Genomic DNA, 15,276 nt, shown 5'->3' with positions numbered 1-15,276 from the left:
GTCGTGGCGCTCCCGTGACGAACTTGTCCCATAATGCTTCCTTCCATCCCGACGAAAGGATCACACCATCAAACCGTGGGATCAAACAGCTAGGCCTGGCAGCCTGCCAGAAGGGACTGTCGGTCAGCTTCACTACCGCCGCCGCGCTGCTCAACGAGTTGATGAAGGCATGCGACGAACGCCGCCTGCTTCGCCTGCAGAAGCAGCTGGCTGCCCCTAGTCTGAACAGGTCATCGGATGTGCACACCGCACGCGCTCTTAGACAATTTCCATAGCCCCAGCAGTAAGTGCTGTCAGCAACTGCACACCTTGCCAAAGCACATTCTCGTCGAAATCGAACTCTGGCGTGTGATGGTCCCCAACAAGATCTGCGCCCAGAACAATGATGCCCGCCTTGCCGCCGCGCCGATCGACGGCCCCGGCCAGTGTGGTCGCGTCTTCGCCGGCACCGAACGGGTGATCGGTCAGCACCGACGGGAAGGTGCCCAGCATGCGGTCAATGCCACTGGCCCAGGCGACGAAGTCATTGGGGTTGCGCCAGGCCCCGGACCTGCCGCGCAGCACCGTGGCATGTTCCACCTCATGCGCCTCTGCCATCGACGCGATCAGCCTGAGGCAGCGGCGTTCCAACCGGTCGAGCGCATCGTTCGTCTCGGCGCGCATCTCGAGCTCGAAACGCGCTTTCTCGGGGACGATATTGACCGCCTTGCCGGCCTCGAGAACCCCGACGTTGATCCGCACGCCCCGCGCGCTCGACTGCGCCAGCGCGTGCAATCCGGGCACCATCTGGCAGGCCGCGAGCAGCGCGTTGCGCCCCTCTTCGGGCGCCTTGCCGGCATGGGCCGCGCGCCCGGTCAGCAAGACCGCGTATTTGCGTGAGGCGAGGAAGCCGTGCACGCCAAAGGCCACACTGCCCGAGGGCACGCCCAGCCCCAGATGGATCGCCGCAAACAGGTCGACGTCGTCCATCCAGCCGGCCGCGACCACCGAATTGGCACCGCGCACGCCCTCTTCGGCGGGCTGAAACAGCAGCTTGAGCTTGCCAAAGCCGCCCGCCAGCATAGGCCGCAGCAGGCGCGCCACCCCCAGCCCGATGGCGATATGGCCGTCATGGCCGCAGGAATGCATCACCCCATCGACGGTCGAGGCATAGCCCGCGTCCGCCGGGACATGGCCAGTCGTAGCCTCGGTGATCGGCAGCGCGTCGATATCGACCCGCAGGCAGACCGTCGGGCCGGGGCGGCCGGTATCGTGGATCGCAATGCAGCCGGTGTCGCCCTCTCCAGGGATCGGCTCGCGGCTGAGACCAAGCCGCGGGGTATCGCCCAGGAAATCCTTGCCCGACACCACCTCGTATCCCAGCTGCGACAGCTCTTCGACGATCCGGGCCGTCGTCGCGACCTCGCGCCAGCCAAGCTCGGGGTGGCGGTGGAAGTGGCGCCGCAGATCGACCAGCCAGGGCTGCAGGGCCTTTGCCTCGGTCGAGATCCGGGCGGCTGTCGTGGCATCCAGTTCGCGAAAGACCGGCACTTCGGGCGCTAGAGGGCCCACGGGCTCACCCATTTGCCGTCCTCGATCCAGATCGTCTTGATCCGCATGTGCTGCTGGATCGCCTCCTGCCCCATCTCGACGCCAAGACCGCTTTGCTTGTAGCCGCCATAGGGCGAACCGGGATGCAGCGAATGGGCGGTGTTGATCCAGACGATGCCCGACTGGGCCTCGCGCGAGAAACGGCGGGCGCGGTTCAGATCGGTGGTCCAGACGGTGGTGGCTAGTCCATAGGGCGTGCCGTTGGCGATGGCGAGCGCCGCATCATCGCCGTGGAAGGTGGTGACGCTCAGCACCGGGCCGAAGATCTCGTCCTGGGCGATGGCGTTGGCCGGATCGACCCCGGTATAGACGGTGGGCTGCAGGAAATAGCCTTGATCGGGCAGGTCATGCGCCGGCAGGTCGAGCGATGTCAGGCCAGAGCCTTCAGCCTCTGACAGGCGCCGCAGGATTTCCGCAAGATGGCGGGACGAGATCACCGGCCCGATCTGGGTGTCGGGATCGAGCGGATCGCCGATCCGCAACGCCGCGATGCGCGCCGCCACGAGTGCGAGGAACCGGTCGGCGACACTGGCCTCGACCAGCAGCCGCGACCCGGCGGTGCAGGTCTGGCCGGCATTGTTGAACGCCGAAAAAACCAGCGCGTCGGCGGCGGTTTCCAGATCCGCGTCGGCGAAGACCAGAAACCCGGTCTTGCCGCCCAGTTCCAGCGTCACCGACTTGAGCGCGGTCCCGGCCCGCGCGCCGATCAGCCGGCCAACCGAGGTCGAGCCGGTGAAGCTGATCTTGCCAATCGCTGGATGGGCCACCAGTTCGGCGCCCACCGACGCCCCGGTTCCGTTGAGGACGTTCAGCATCCCCGCCGGCAGGCCCGCCTGATGCGCGACCCAGGCCAGCATCAGCGCCGACAGTGGCGATTCCTCGGCCGGTTTCAGGATCACCGCGTTGCCGGTGGCCAGCGCCGGCGCGATCTTGCCCGCCGCATTGGTCAGCGGGTAGTTCCACGGCGTGATCGCCCCGACCAGGCCGATCGGTTCGTATTCGATCGTGTTGCTGCGCCCGGGCTGCACCGGCACGGCGGCGCCGCGCAGGCGATCGGTGGTGCCGGCGAAGAACTCGAAGATCCGCGCCGCACGTTCGGTATCGCGCGGGACCGTGTCGCGGATCGGCCGGCCTGCATCGAGCGTGTCGAGGCTGCCCAGCGCCCGGGCATGCTGGCGGATGCCATCGGCAATGCGCCGCAGAATTCGCGCGCGATCCTGTCCGTCCATTGCCCACCAGGCCAGTTGCGCCACCTCCGCCGCCTTCACCGCGGCCGCGATCTCCTCGGTCCCGGCGGTCGCGACGTCGACCAGGGGGGCGCCCAGGGTCGGGTCGATGCAGGGCATCGGCGCGGCGGAGGTGCCGTCATGCCAGTCGCCATTGATCCAGAGCGGAACCGTCTTACTGGTCGGCGCCGCCAGCGAGTCGTTCAGTAGCGCGACGTGATCTTTCAATGCCATGTGCATTTTGCTTTTCCTGAATTTCGCGAGAGGGTTACCAGGCATCGTCGAGCCAGGCGACGATCTCGGCCGTGACCGGCGGTCTCGGGTTCCAGAAGGTCTGGGGGTCACCGAGGACATCTTCGGTAATCACCGCCGACTGTCCCTTTTCCAGGCCGATCTCCGACAGGCGCTTGGGCGCGCCGATGGCATCGGAGACGGCCTCGACCGCCGCGATCATCGCTTGGGCGGCGGTGGCATCGTCGGGGGCGTCCGAGACGCCGCTGGCGCGCGCCGCCGCGGCGATCCGGTCGCCGGCGACCTCCAGATTGAAGCGCAGGCTGTTGAGGACCATCACCGCGTTGGCAGCGCTGTGCGACAGCCCGAAGCGGCCGCCCAGGCTGTGGCAGACCGAATGGCCGATGCCGAGCCAGGAGTTGGCGTAGGTCAGCCCCGACATCGAGGCCGCGTCGATCGCCCTTTGCACGATGTCGAGCGCGGGCGCCGGCCCCTGCGGTCCGAAGGTCGGCAAAACCGTGAGCAATTGGCGCAGGGCGGCAAAGGCGAAGGCATCGGTGATCGGCTGCGCGCCCTTCGAATAGCTGGCTTCCAGACAATGGTGGATCGCGTTCATGCCGCTCAGCGCCAGGATGCGGGCGGGCGTCGAGGCCACGACTTCGGCATCCAGGAACACCGCGACGGGGGTAAGCTTGGGGTGAACGAAGATCAGCTTCTCGTGGCTCTCGACATCGGTGACGGCGCCACCGGCGACGACATCGGCCGCGGAAAACGTGGTCGGAACGGTCAGCACCGGCAGCGGATCGGTATCGACCTCGATGCCGTGGAATGTATTGGGAGGCTCGAACCGGCTGACGAACTCGGTGATGTCGCGCCCGCTTGGCAGCATCACGGCAAGCGCCTTGGCCATGTCGTGCACGATGCCGCCGCCGATCGCGACGATGGCGTCGGGGCGCGCCTCTGCCGCTGACCCGACGGCGTCGCGCACCGCCTGCACCGGCAGGTTCGACGGCACCCGGTCGATCACCGCGACGACGCGCTCGCCCAGCCGCTCTTGGATGTCGCGCAGGAACGGCGTCTTGGTCGCGACGCTGGTGCTGCTGATGATCAGCACGCGCTTGGCGTCCAGGCGATCCAACTCGGCTGGCATTTTCGACCGGCAGCCGGGTCCGCTGTAGATCGTTTTCGGAATCGCGGTTCCGTCGAAGCGTCGGATGGTCATTGAAGTCTCGCTTTGGCTGGGAGAGAGGCAGCGGCCGCGAAGCCGCTGCCCGGGATCGGTGTTATTTCCAGTCGTCGGGCACGGCCTGTCCGGACAGGTCGACGGCATCGAGCGTCGCCTTGGAAATCAGGCTGGGCTGGGTCAGGGTCTCTTTCGGGATGACCTTGCCCTCGGCGGCCTCGATGGCGCGGCGCACGGCAAGACGGGCCATGGTGACCGGCTGGCTGACGACGGTGGCGGTGATCCAGCCGTCCTTGATCATGCGGTTGGTCTCGGGCTCCATATCCGTGGTCAGCACCATCACCTCGCCCGGCTTCTTGCCCGCCGTGCGCAGCGCCTGGACGACGCCGATGGCAATCGGGCCGTTGAAGGCATAGACTGCGGTGATGCCGGGGTTCGACTGCAGGAAGTCCTGCATCGTCGTCAGCGCGTCGGTGGATGCGGTCGAGGTATATTTCTCGGCCACCACCTTCATGCCGGGATACTTGGCGACGTAATCCTTGAAGCCGTTGACGCGGAAGCGCGTCAGATCCAGCCCGCTCGGCCCGGACAGCATCGCGACTTCGCCCTTGCCGCCCAACTTGTCCACGGCATAGGCCGCCAGCAGCTCGGTCATCGCGTAAGACGGCTCGCCGACGAAGCCGGTGACCTTGTCGGTCTTGGTGGCGATGCCGTCATTGACGACCGGAATGCCCGCCGCGACAGCTTTTTCCACGACCGGCACGGTGCCGTCCGAGCTGGCCGGAACCAGCACGATGCCGGAAACCTTGCGTTGGATCACGTCCTCGATCTGCGAGACCTGCTTTTGCAGGTTGCCGTAGCCGCCGGCATCATAGACCACCACTTTGTAGCCATGCTTCTTGCCCTCGTCGATGTAGCCGAAGGACTTCAGCTTAAAGTAGGGATCGCCCGCGGCCGGCAGCATCACCGCGATCTCCTTGTCCTGCGCGAGCGCGGGCTTGACGGTGGCAGTCGTCGCGACGGTGGCCAGCGCGACAAGCGCGGCGGCCCCCAGCTTGGTTCCAAATTTCTTCATTGATTGCGTCTCCTCTGATGGACTTGATGTTGGTCGTGGTTGTTCTTGGGGGGTGGGGATCCCGGTCACCGATTCTTGCGGCGCCGGAAAGAGTTCACCCAGGCGGACAGGATAATGATCGCCCCGACGATCACTTGCTGGGTGAAGGTCGAAATCGCGAGCAGGTTCAGGCCGTTCACCATGAAGCCGATGACCAGCACGCCGAGCAGGGTGCGCAGCACGCCGCCACGCCCGCCGAAGATGCTGGTGCCGCCGATGATGACCGCGCCGATGGATTGCAGCAGCAGGTCGCCCGCCCCCAGCAGCGGCTGGCCGGAAATCACCCGCCCGCTCAGTAGGAACCCGGCAAGCGCCGCGTAGACGCCGCTGACGACGAAAATGAAGATCTTGACCCGGCCGACGTCGATGCCCGACATCACCGCGACCTGCTCGTTGCTGCCGATGGCGAAGACGTGGCGTCCCATCGCGGTGCGCACCAGGATGAAATGCGCGACCGCCACCAACAGCACCGCGATCACCAACGGCACCGGCACCGGGCCAATACGGCCGCCGCCGAACCAGAAGAAGATGTCGACGTCGGGATGCGGCAATCCGAAGATCGTCGAGCCGCCCGAGACCACCATCGCCAGGCCCGCGACCATGTAGAGCATGCCGAGCGTCACGATGAACGGCTGGATCTTTGCCCGGCCGACGAGAAGCCCGTTGACGACGCCGACGGCGACGCCGGAGCCGATGCCGAGGATCGCGGCTGGGACGATGCCGTAGTTCATCATGACCGAGGCCGCAGTCACGCTGACGAGGCTGATGATCGAGCCTTGCGACAGGTCCAGCCCGCCCATCAGCAGCGCGAAGGTCTGGCCCGTCGCCAGGATCAGCAGCGGCGCGCTTTGCACCAGAACGTTGGTGATGTTCTGCGTCGTCAGGAAATGCGGACTGGCGATCGAATAGACGATGAACATCAGGATCAGCGCGAGCCCCGGCCCGATGACGGAGGGGTCGATCTTCGGCAGCCAGGACGATTGCGCCGGACGCTGTGCGGAAGGTTCCTGGGTCTTGGTGGTGGCGGTCATAGTTTATCCGTTCGTTATAGCGTCGACGACGCGGCTGGCAGGCAGCGCGTTGTTCTCGAATTCCTCAACAATCCGTCCGGCGCGCATCGCCAGCACCCGGTCGGCGACGGCGAGGACCTCTTCCAGATCGGACGAGACGATCAGGATGGCGCGGCCCGCGGCGGCCAGCCCCTCGATCAGTGCGTAGATCTCGGCCTTGGCGCCGACGTCGACGCCTTGCGTGGGCTCGTCGAACAGGAAGACCTGCGCATCGGTAGACAACCATTTGGCCAGCACGACCTTCTGCTGGTTCCCGCCCGAGAGTGCCCCGGCGAGCGTGCGCGCATTGGGGGTGCGGATCGACAGCCGGTCGATCAGCTGATCGGCATGCGCGCCGATGCGCCTGCGCGCTAGGCCGAACGGGCCGCGGAACCGGCGCAGGATCGGCAGCGCGACATTCTCGTCGATCGGCAGCATAAGGGACACGCCCTGGCCGCGCCGGTCTTCCGGGATCAGGGCGATGCCGTTGCGGATCGCGTCGCGGGTGTCCTTCTGGTGAACGATCTTTTCCCCCAGCCGGATCTTGCCCGCATCCGCGTGGCGCACCCCGAACAGGGTTTCCGCAAGCTCCGTGCGGCCGGCCCCGACTAGCCCCGTCAGCACGAGGATCTCGCCCGGGTGAAGGGCGAAGGAGACGTCGTCGAACTCGCCCGCGCGCGACAATCCCTGAACCGACAGCAGGGGCGGCAGATCCGGCCGCGCCGCCCGGGCGGGACGCGCGGCGCCGGCGGGGCGTTCGGACCCGGTGATGAGCGAAACGATCTTCTGCCGGTCGAGCGCCGCGGTGGGATAGGAGCCAACCGACACCCCGTCGCGCAACGCGGTCACACGGTCGACAAGCGGCGCGATCTCCTCCAGCCGGTGGCTGACATAGATGATGCCGACGCCCTCGTCCGCAAGCTGGCGGATGATCTCGAACAGGCGCTCGGCCTCGCCATGGCTGAGCGAGGCGGTGGGCTCGTCGAGGATCAGCACCTTGACCTTGTTGCGCAGCGCCTTGGCGATCTCGACCTGCTGACGCTGGCCGCTGCCCAGCGACGAGACCAGCGCCGTCGCGGCGAAATTGGCGCCGACCATGTCCAACAGCTCCTGCGCCGCCTTTTCTTGCGCGGCGCGCTGGACCAGCCCCAGAGAATTGCGCATTTCCTGGCCTAGGAAGATGTTTTCGGCGACGCTCAGGTCGGGGACCAGCGCGAAATCCTGATAGATGATGCCGATCCCGGCCTGCATCGCCTCGGCGGTGGAGCCGAACGAGACCTCCTGCCCCTCCAGCCGTATCGTGCCGCCGTCGCGCTGATAGAGCCCCGCGACGATCTTGATCAGCGTCGATTTGCCGGCGCCGTTGGCCCCCAATAGGGCGTGGACCTCGCCGCGGCGCAGCTCGAAATCGACCCCGTCCAGCGCCTTTACGCCCGGGAATTCCTTTTTCAGGCCAGAGAGCTGAAGGACGACGTCCTCGCCATTCGGGTGAAAGTCGGCAGCAGGCTTGATCGGGGTCATCGCGTGAAATCCGGAATGGGGCCGTCGGCGACGGCATCTCCGAAACGCTGATGCACCACCGCCTCCAGATCGTTGAGGTGGCAGGAGCATTCGCCCATGTGCCGCACCATCGCTTCGCGCACATGCGCCGCGTCACCGGCGCGGAAGGCGGCCAGAAGCTCGACATGCGCATCGTCGTTCTCGCGGTCGATCTTGTCCTGGCGGATGAGGTAGACCTTCTTGATCGTGACCTGCTGGGCCAGGATCATGTTGATGAACTGGCAGTTGAACGACAAAAGCGCGTTCGGCGAGCGCCGCGCGATCACGTTGTGGAACTCCAGCTCGAGCAGCCTCTGCGAACGCCGGCCCTCGGGCGAGTCTTCGGGGTTGCGGCAGGCCTCGATCAGCTCTTCGAGCCGGTCGAGATCCTCGTCGCGCATGTGGGCGACGGCGGTCGCGGCCATTTCCGGCTCAAGCAGCCTGCGCATTGCGTAGATCTCGTCGGCCTGCAGCTTCTTGAAATAGAAGTAATTGGTCAGAAGGTTCGCGGCGGTCTCATAGGGCACTTCGCACACCGAAGGACCACCGCTGCGCCCTGCCGAAACCCGAATAATGCCTTGAACTTCCAGGGATTTCAGCGCCTCGCGCAAGGTGCTGCGGCTGACGCCCAGAAGGTCCAGAAGTTCCTTTTCCTGCGGCAGCCGATCGCCCGGTTGCATCGACTTGGCCATCAGCCAGGACTTCACCCTGTCAACGACCTGATCGGAGAGCTTGCGGCGGCTCAGATGTGCTGGACTCTTCGGCACCCGAAACATCCTTATTATAGATAATATAATCATAATATATGCAGATCACCGAATCATCAACCAAAAATGAGGAATGATGATGAGGCGGATGTCGTGGCGAAGGGATCAGCCTCGACGAGCAGGCGCACATGCTCCGTGGATACTGCAACGACAAGAAGCTCGATCTTCTCTCGATAGAGGAAGATGATCGTTCGGCGGCGGGGGCGCAGGGTCACGTCTTTCGCCCTGGTCTCCAGCAGGTCATCAAGATCGCGAAGGAGCAGGGCGCGAAGATCCTCGTTCCGAGTGCGGATCGCCTGGCGCGTCATCCGGATGTGCTGCCCGGGATTTTGGATAACAACTTGCATGTCATCTCGGTCGCTGACGGGAGGCGCTTGGGCAAGAAGGCGCTTGAACGACTGATTGACCGGGCGCGGCGTGAGCGCGATCTAATTTCCCAGCGTGTTCGGGAAGGAGCTGCTCGTGCAAAAGCACGTGGCGTCAAGTTGGGGAATACGACGAACCTCGGTGTCGCGCAGCGCAATGGTGCGGTCTCCAATGCCGCCAGAGCCGATCGCAAGGTCCAGGAGCTCGCGGATTTCATCGAGCGCACGCCCGGCTGGGAGAAGATGACCCTGAAGGAGAAGGTGGATCTCTTGAACCGCTCCGGACTGCATAATCTCATCAGCGAGAAACGAAATGAACGCCGCCCCTGGACCACGAGTAGCATCCGGAAGCCGCTCAAGAAGGTCGAGGCGGAGCTGGAGCTGCGGAAGGATCTGGAGGAGGAAGAAATCGTTGTCGCACCGAGTTGGGCCTGGGACACATCGCAGGATGGACAGATAGATGCGTCGAATCGCGATGACTATCCGTCGTCACAGAGCGACGAACACACGCCCGCCGACATCGCTTATCAGGATCACCCTGGCTTCGGGAAGTTCTGATCCCCGGTGAGAAATAGTTCTATGCTTGGTGCGCCATTGGGCTTCAGAGATGCTCTGGGCCATTCTCCTCGGCGCAACAGGTCTCGCCATGTTAAGGAAATCGGGTTTTTCATGCATATCGCATATTTTGTGTTAACAAAACCGCATTTCTTTAACATGATGCGCTCGACATGTTAAAGCCAACCTATCAGCTCCCCGACCTTCCACCGCCCGTGGACCTTGAGACTGTTCCGGTCCTGAAGGCGCTCGCTGCTGCGAACCGCGCTCTCGCAGAACTCAAGGGGCGCGCAGCTACGATCCCCAACCAGGGTATTCTGATCGACACGCTGGCGCTGCAGGAGGCGAAAGCCTCCTCGGAGATCGAGAACATCGTCACGACCCAGGACGAGCTCTTCCAGGCGGATCTTTTCCCGGAGGGGCCTCAATCAGGCGCAGCCAAGGAGGTGGCGCTCTACCGGGATGCGATCAAGCTCGGCTTCCAGCGCCTGGCGGATACGCACGGCCTGATCACCAACGGCACGCTCATCGACATGTTCCGGCTGTTGAAGGGGCGCTCGGACGGGTTCAGGACCACGCCCGGAACAGCGCTCAGAAACGAGGCGACGCGCGACATGGTCTATGTGCCACCGCAAGACCGCAACGAAATCGCAGATCAGATGTCCGCTTTGGAGCGGTTTGTGAACGAGGATGAAACCTGCGATCTCGACCCGCTGATCAAGATGGCGCTCATCCACCACCAGTTCGAAAGCATCCATCCCTTTCCGGATGGAAATGGCCGTGTCGGTCGTATCCTGAATGTGCTTTACTTGGCGCGCACGGGGTTGCTGGACATCCCAATCCTCTATCTCAGCCGATACATCACTCGGACCAAGGCAGATTACTACCACCATCTCCAGGCGGTCCGGGATGAGGGCGATTGGGAGAGCTGGGTTCTCTACATGTTGACCGCGGTGACCGAGACGTCGCAGACGACACTGACCTTGGTCGAGGCCATCCGCAGTCAGATGGCCGACGCCAAGCACCGGCTGAGAACGGAGCTGCCGAGGATCTACAGCCAGGATCTGCTCAATAACCTGTTTCGCCACCCCTACACCCGGATCGAGTTCGTGGTGAACGATCTGAAAGTCACCCGGCAGACGGCGTCGAAATACCTGGAGGCGCTCGCCGAGCACGGGTTCGTGGACAAGCATCAGGCCGGCCGCAGCAACTATTATGTCAACGTGCCCCTGGTCGCGCTGTTCATGGATGGTCCGGGATAGCGTTTAGATGAGCCAGTTGATCTCAGAGCGCTCAGGGCACGCGTTGTCGTGTCTGCGCTGTCCATGTGTCGAAAATAGAGCTGGACGCTGCCAGCGAGCGCCCCAGCCAGCCTAGTGACGCACCTCGCTGTAACCGTGCACTTGAAGCGCGCGAAGTCATGTCGCGGGTGCAGCAGCCGATTGTGGATGACCGCCCAACACGACGGCATCAAAGAACCAAGGTGGATCTGCGACTATCCACAAAGGAGAGTGGTCATGTCGAAGGTAGCCCATTAGATCGGTCGCGGCGGCGTCTCGGGGAAGCTCGATCTGATCGGAGGTGATGCAGGACGTCGAATGAAAGCGACAAGACCCTTGATCGTGCCATCCCGGACGCGCGGAGAAAGGCCGCATTCCCAGACAACGGCGACCTTCCAACCCTGTTCAAGCAGCGCCTCCTCATTCCTGAGATCGCGCATGACATTCGCCGCGAATTTCGCCTGCCAGAATTCCGGGCGTGTCGCCGGCGTGCTTGCATAGGCGCATCCGGCATGGCGATGCCAGAAGCAGCCGTGAACGAATATCACGGTTCGCCACTTCGATAGCACAATGTCGGGGGAGCCGGGCAATGTTCGGACATCCAGCCGGAAACGGAATCCGGCCGCATGAAGTTCCTTGCGGACCATGATCTCCGGTTTCGTGTCCCTGCGTCGGATCGAGGCCATCATTTTCGATCTCGTCTCGGCTGAAACGATGTCTGCCATGCTATCTGCGCCTTCTTTTGCCCCTGGCACGACCTGAAGGTTTCAGTTTAGAAGGTCCTTCGGGAAAGGTGAAATGAATGAGTGGCAATTTCGGCATCATCGACCTCTTTGCGGGTCCGGGCGGCCTCGGGGAAGGGTTCTCCGCGGCAGGCCGCGAGACGGACACGCGCATGAAGACCCGCCTTTCGATCGAGAAGGAGGCGACGGAGGTGCGCACGCTGCGTCTGCGTGCCTTCCTGCGGGGGTTCGAGGATGGCTTCCCCGAAGAATACTACGCGGCCATGAACGCCGGTGAGCCCGCCCGGCCTCCAGGAGAGATACCAGGGCGCCGTGACGTGCCGGTGGCTCGGGAAGGTCTCGGTGAAGGAGACGACCTCCATCGGGAACCGGTTGTCGCCACCGTCCTCGAGCTCGACCGAGAATTCGTGCGACCAGAGCCGAGACCCGGTGCGAGTCGGGGACAGGATCGAGGCATTCTCTGCCGGGGCCGCGAGCAGCACGTCGATCCGTGCGTGCAGACGCCCTGACAGCGTGTTTCCCGGCACGATCACATGCAGCTCCACCGGCTGATCCGTTGCCGCATCGACAAGCCGGGAACTCACGCGCTCCACGATTCTGGGAAAGCGGCCCCGACCCGTGCCGATCTTGAGAACGACCGCGAGCTTCAGCTCCTCCTCGGGGATCGCGAGGATCTTGGCGGCGGCCCGCATGTCGATCGAGACGGAACCGCGGAGCTCGACATCCGCCGCGTAGTCCCATTCGTCGAGGATGGGCTTCATCGGGAGGAGTGGGTCTCCGGTCTGGCCGATCATCCAGTGTCCGAGCGTCACGGATTCATCCGGCAGGCTGAGAAAGGGAAGGGCGAAGGCTGCTGTCATGCTGCCTCTCCCTCCTCGAAGCTGAAGCGGATGCCGACGGCCGCATCGTCCGGCACGGTGACCCGGCATGAGACGATCCCCTGCTCGTCTTCGATCCTGATCCCCTCCGGTCCGGCGATCCTGTCCTCGAGAGATAGGTCCAGGAGGTCGATCGTGATGTCGCCGGGCAGATCCTCGGCCGAGGTGGAGGAGCCGTCCAACACAAGATGCGGGCTCACTTGCAGTAGGAGTTCTGGCCGGCTGCCATCATTCGTCAATTCCGCCTCGAACCTAGCGACGCGCTGCCCGTCGTGGAGCTCGAGACCGGTAAAGCGTGGCGCGGAAATCGTGATCTTCTTCCTGCTTCCGGCACCGCCGAGGGAGGTCGCCCGCCCCGGTCCCTTCCCGGAGGTCTTGGACAGGAGTCTGCCCAACTTGGCGGCGGTCTTCGCCACGGATGGCCCACGATCCTCGCCTGCTCCAAGTGCGGCCTTCGGTTGGACATAGGTCGCGGCCGCCAGCTTCAGCTCCCGGAGCGCCACGTTGACATAGGTCTTGGCCCGCCCCTTTGGCAACATGTCCGGGATCCAGTCGTCATGGGCCGGGGGTTCTGCCACCGCGAAGGCCTTCTCGATCTCGTCCTCCTTCGAGCAGATGAAGACACCCGCCCATTCGAAACGCTTGTCCGCGAACGCTTCGCCGGGCAGGTATCGGACGACCAATTCCACGGGGCGCATCAGCGCGATCGAGTGCGCCTGTTCACGCATTGGGCTCTCGTCGCGCAGCGCCATCAGGTTGCGCGGTGCATGCAGCCCCCGGACGATTGCGAGATGGCCGAGGTCCGCAATCGGTCTGGCGCTACGGATTGTCGTGACTTCCCCATCACCTTCGCCGCGCACGTTTCGCAGCGCCTCGGCATAGAGATCGAGCGGCGGATAATTCTCGGGCGCCGGGATCGTGACCTGCTCGCCCTCGAATTCCAGTCGCACGTCGATCTTCCGCTCCGTGGGCGTGAAACTGCACATCCGCGGCCAGAAGTTCCAGAGAACCGTTTCCACGAGCTCGGCACGCAGATCCTCGCCTCGATCGACATGCGGGGCCACGATCGCGATCGTCGTTCCGGGCCGGTTCTCGTCTCGCTGCGGAAAGCCGAGGAGTTCCGAGAGCTCGGTTGCTTCCGCTCCCTCAATTGGTTCGACGCCACCTTCCGCATCGTCACGCCCCCACCAGTGGCGTCCTGTGAAGCGGCGGCGTTCCCCGTGCGTGACGGCCTCGAAGGCATCGCCCAGATGGCACCCCATGATCCGGCGGACCGAAATTCCGTCGCAGGTGGTCTGGGTGTCGGCGATTATGGTGGAGGCGCGGCTCAACGCGTAGAGCGAGGTCTTACCATATCCGTAGGTTCCACCACCGTGATGCGTGTCACGCGCCGCGCCGACATTGCGTAGAAAATTGACGAAATCGAGAGCTTCCTCGCCCGCCGTGACATCTGCGCGGGTCGGCCCGGCGAGGCCACTGGTGTTGAAATCGGCAATCTCGAGCAGCGAGACCTGATCCGCCCGGAGGATATCACGCAAGCTCGCACTCTCGTCCTCTTCGCTTGCCGCATCTGGCTGTTCCTGGAGGAGGGGAAGACGTAAGGGCAGTCCGCGAGGTGGAAGACTTCATGTTGGCAGGGCCTGAGTGGATACATTCCCTGGCGCGCGAGACGACTTTCTTTTCAAAAAATTCAATGACTTAAAATATTATTTGTTCATCACAGCGCATCCGAGCTGCTCGTTGCTATTACAGAAGCACGTGGTCAGAAAGGAGAACTCGATTTGTCGCCGCCCTACACCCCCAAGACCCTCGCAGAGCGCTGGAGCTGCAGTTCCGAGACTGTTCGTCAGCTCTGCAAATCCGGCCGACTCGAAAGCTTTAGAGTTGGTCGTCAGTTTCGCATCCCGTCGCACAAAGTTGAGGAATATGAGCAGTGCAGGAATATAGCATCGGTCGGCTCAACGACCGCTTCGTCGTTGTCTGGTATGAGGAAGATGGACGCAGACGCCGGTATCGTCTTGACGCGGACACCCTCGAACGCGCCGAGGCCGAAGCCCGTGACGTCCTCCTTGCCCAGACAGCCGGAAAGAATGAACTGACCGTGGAGACGATCTGGAAGGCCTACAGCGGGACCGTTGTGGGCCGCCCTGTTCATGAAAGCATGGAATATACTGGCCGTTCTGTGCTGCCCTGGTTTGGCGCCTTTCGCCCCGATCAGATCAGCGTGCAGGACTGCAAGGCCTACATCGCGGATCGCCGGCAGGCGGGTATTCAGGACGGCACGATCTGGACGCAGCTCGGCAAACTGAGGACCTGCTTGAACTGGGCCGAGAAGACCGGGCTGATCGAGAGAGCGCCCTACATTGAGCGCCCGAGCAAGCCTGCCCCCAAAGAGAGGTATCTGACGCGCCAGGAGATAGCAAAGCTCCTTGCAGTCGGGTGCGCACCGCATATCAAGCTGGCGATCCGGCTGATGTTGTCCACGGCAGCCAGGGTGACCGCCGTGCTCGAGCTCACTTGGGATCGTGTGGACTTCGAACGCGGTCAGATCAACCTTCGCACTGGCGAAGGGCAGAGGAAAGGTAGGGCCATCGTGCCCATGACTGAAAGCTTACGTGTGGCGCTCCTGGAGGCGCGCAAGGCGGCGTTGTCCGACTATGTCGTGGAATGGGCGGGCGGCCCCGTGAAGTCCATCAAGAATGGCTTCAAGGCGGCCGCAGTTGATGCCGGGCTGTCCAACGTATCGCCCCACGTGC

Annotated in this window: 13 protein-coding genes and 2 pseudogenes; 5 read left to right on the top strand and 10 right to left on the bottom strand. The window is 63.8% G+C overall.

The annotated features are described in order from the left end of the window. Positions 1–224: pseudogene (locus tag E1832_RS23045) on the top strand (hypothetical protein); the annotation flags it as partial. Positions 225–258: 34 nt separating this feature from the next. Here E1832_RS23045 and E1832_RS00675 read toward each other — a convergent pair. The 7 genes from E1832_RS00675 to E1832_RS00645 all read right to left on the bottom strand — a co-directional run bounded on the left by E1832_RS00675 (position 259) and on the right by E1832_RS00645 (position 8,699). After that, the gene (locus tag E1832_RS00675; RefSeq protein WP_133357849.1) at positions 259–1,563 is read right to left on the bottom strand and encodes an amidohydrolase; all 1,305 of its coding nucleotides are present in this window, start codon (positions 1,561–1,563) and stop codon (positions 259–261) included. Further along, positions 1,539–3,050 carry an aldehyde dehydrogenase family protein gene (locus tag E1832_RS00670; protein WP_165978755.1) on the bottom strand — a complete coding sequence of 504 codons (1,512 nt, stop codon included), beginning with the start codon at positions 3,048–3,050 and terminating at the stop codon, positions 1,539–1,541. The genes E1832_RS00675 and E1832_RS00670 overlap by 25 nt, the downstream gene beginning before the upstream one ends. Before the next feature lie 34 nt (positions 3,051–3,084). Further along, a complete protein-coding gene (locus tag E1832_RS00665) occupies positions 3,085–4,269 on the bottom strand; it encodes an iron-containing alcohol dehydrogenase family protein (protein WP_165978754.1) in 1,185 nt (394 codons plus the stop codon). A gap of 61 nt (positions 4,270–4,330) precedes the next feature. Beyond that, positions 4,331–5,305, bottom strand: coding sequence for a sugar ABC transporter substrate-binding protein (locus tag E1832_RS00660; RefSeq protein WP_133357846.1), 975 nt, complete (start codon positions 5,303–5,305; stop codon positions 4,331–4,333). Between the two features lie 65 nt (positions 5,306–5,370). Beyond that, positions 5,371–6,375, bottom strand: coding sequence for an ABC transporter permease (locus E1832_RS00655; RefSeq protein WP_133357845.1), 1,005 nt, complete (start codon positions 6,373–6,375; stop codon positions 5,371–5,373). Positions 6,376–6,378: 3 nt separating this feature from the next. Then, entirely contained in the window at positions 6,379–7,914 is a 1,536-nt protein-coding gene (locus E1832_RS00650; RefSeq protein WP_165978753.1) for a sugar ABC transporter ATP-binding protein, read from the bottom strand. Continuing rightward, positions 7,911–8,699, bottom strand: coding sequence for a FadR/GntR family transcriptional regulator (locus tag E1832_RS00645; protein WP_165978752.1), 789 nt, complete (start codon positions 8,697–8,699; stop codon positions 7,911–7,913). The genes E1832_RS00650 and E1832_RS00645 overlap by 4 nt, the downstream gene beginning before the upstream one ends. Positions 8,700–8,827: 128 nt before the next feature. Between E1832_RS00645 and E1832_RS00640 the strand changes: the two genes are divergently transcribed. Further along, positions 8,828–9,622 carry a recombinase family protein gene (locus E1832_RS00640; RefSeq protein ID WP_133357842.1) on the top strand — a complete coding sequence of 265 codons (795 nt, stop codon included), beginning with the start codon at positions 8,828–8,830 and terminating at the stop codon, positions 9,620–9,622. A gap of 170 nt (positions 9,623–9,792) precedes the next feature. Continuing rightward, positions 9,793–10,881, top strand: coding sequence for a Fic family protein (locus E1832_RS00635; RefSeq protein ID WP_133357841.1), 1,089 nt, complete (start codon positions 9,793–9,795; stop codon positions 10,879–10,881). A 272-nt stretch (positions 10,882–11,153) separates the two neighbouring features. Here E1832_RS00635 and E1832_RS00630 read toward each other — a convergent pair whose 3' ends face one another. Genes E1832_RS00630 through E1832_RS00615 form a run of 3 tightly spaced genes read right to left on the bottom strand, consistent with a single transcriptional unit; the run spans position 11,154 to position 14,058 of the window. Continuing rightward, positions 11,154–11,624, bottom strand: coding sequence for a very short patch repair endonuclease (locus E1832_RS00630; protein ID WP_133357840.1), 471 nt, complete (start codon positions 11,622–11,624; stop codon positions 11,154–11,156). Positions 11,625–11,671: 47 nt separating this feature from the next. Next, positions 11,672–12,502, bottom strand: a complete 831-nt coding sequence (locus E1832_RS00620; RefSeq protein WP_206020968.1) for a hypothetical protein — start codon at positions 12,500–12,502, stop codon at positions 11,672–11,674. Further along, positions 12,499–14,058: a hypothetical protein gene (locus tag E1832_RS00615; RefSeq protein WP_133357839.1), complete on the bottom strand. Its 1,560-nt coding sequence runs from the start codon at positions 14,056–14,058 to the stop codon at positions 12,499–12,501. The genes E1832_RS00620 and E1832_RS00615 overlap by 4 nt, the downstream gene beginning before the upstream one ends. Before the next feature lie 243 nt (positions 14,059–14,301). On the opposite strand from E1832_RS00615, the pseudogene E1832_RS23220 reads away from it, so the two are divergent. Together E1832_RS23220 and E1832_RS00605 are read left to right on the top strand one after the other, a co-directional pair. Then, positions 14,302–14,436: pseudogene (locus E1832_RS23220) on the top strand (excisionase family DNA-binding protein); the annotation flags it as partial. A gap of 17 nt (positions 14,437–14,453) precedes the next feature. Next, positions 14,454–15,276: tyrosine-type recombinase/integrase (locus E1832_RS00605; protein WP_133357838.1), on the top strand; the 823-nt coding region annotated here is incomplete at its 3' end.

Origin of the sequence: Antarcticimicrobium luteum, from assembly GCF_004358185.1 — a bacterium.
Lineage (GTDB): Bacteria > Pseudomonadota > Alphaproteobacteria > Rhodobacterales > Rhodobacteraceae > Antarcticimicrobium > Antarcticimicrobium luteum.
Note: the sequence above shows the minus strand (reverse complement) of the source record. Positions and strands in the feature narration are given on the sequence as shown.

What these genes read in the sequence shown, in the direction of transcription:
- E1832_RS00635 (WP_133357841.1), top strand. Translation starts at nt 9,793, where the DNA reads ATGTTAAAGCCAACCTATCAGCTCCCCGACCTTCCACCGCCCGTGGAC.
- E1832_RS00670 (WP_165978755.1), bottom strand. Translation starts at nt 3,050, where the DNA reads ATGGCATTGAAAGATCACGTCGCGCTACTGAACGACTCGCTGGCGGCG.
- E1832_RS00655 (WP_133357845.1), bottom strand. Translation starts at nt 6,375, where the DNA reads ATGACCGCCACCACCAAGACCCAGGAACCTTCCGCACAGCGTCCGGCG.
- E1832_RS00630 (WP_133357840.1), bottom strand. Translation starts at nt 11,624, where the DNA reads ATGGCAGACATCGTTTCAGCCGAGACGAGATCGAAAATGATGGCCTCG.
- E1832_RS00640 (WP_133357842.1), top strand. Translation starts at nt 8,828, where the DNA reads ATGCTCCGTGGATACTGCAACGACAAGAAGCTCGATCTTCTCTCGATA.
- E1832_RS00650 (WP_165978753.1), bottom strand. Translation starts at nt 7,914, where the DNA reads ATGACCCCGATCAAGCCTGCTGCCGACTTTCACCCGAATGGCGAGGAC.
- E1832_RS00620 (WP_206020968.1), bottom strand. Translation starts at nt 12,502, where the DNA reads ATGACAGCAGCCTTCGCCCTTCCCTTTCTCAGCCTGCCGGATGAATCC.
- E1832_RS00665 (WP_165978754.1), bottom strand. Translation starts at nt 4,269, where the DNA reads ATGACCATCCGACGCTTCGACGGAACCGCGATTCCGAAAACGATCTAC.
- E1832_RS00660 (WP_133357846.1), bottom strand. Translation starts at nt 5,305, where the DNA reads ATGAAGAAATTTGGAACCAAGCTGGGGGCCGCCGCGCTTGTCGCGCTG.
- E1832_RS00675 (WP_133357849.1), bottom strand. Translation starts at nt 1,563, where the DNA reads ATGGGTGAGCCCGTGGGCCCTCTAGCGCCCGAAGTGCCGGTCTTTCGC.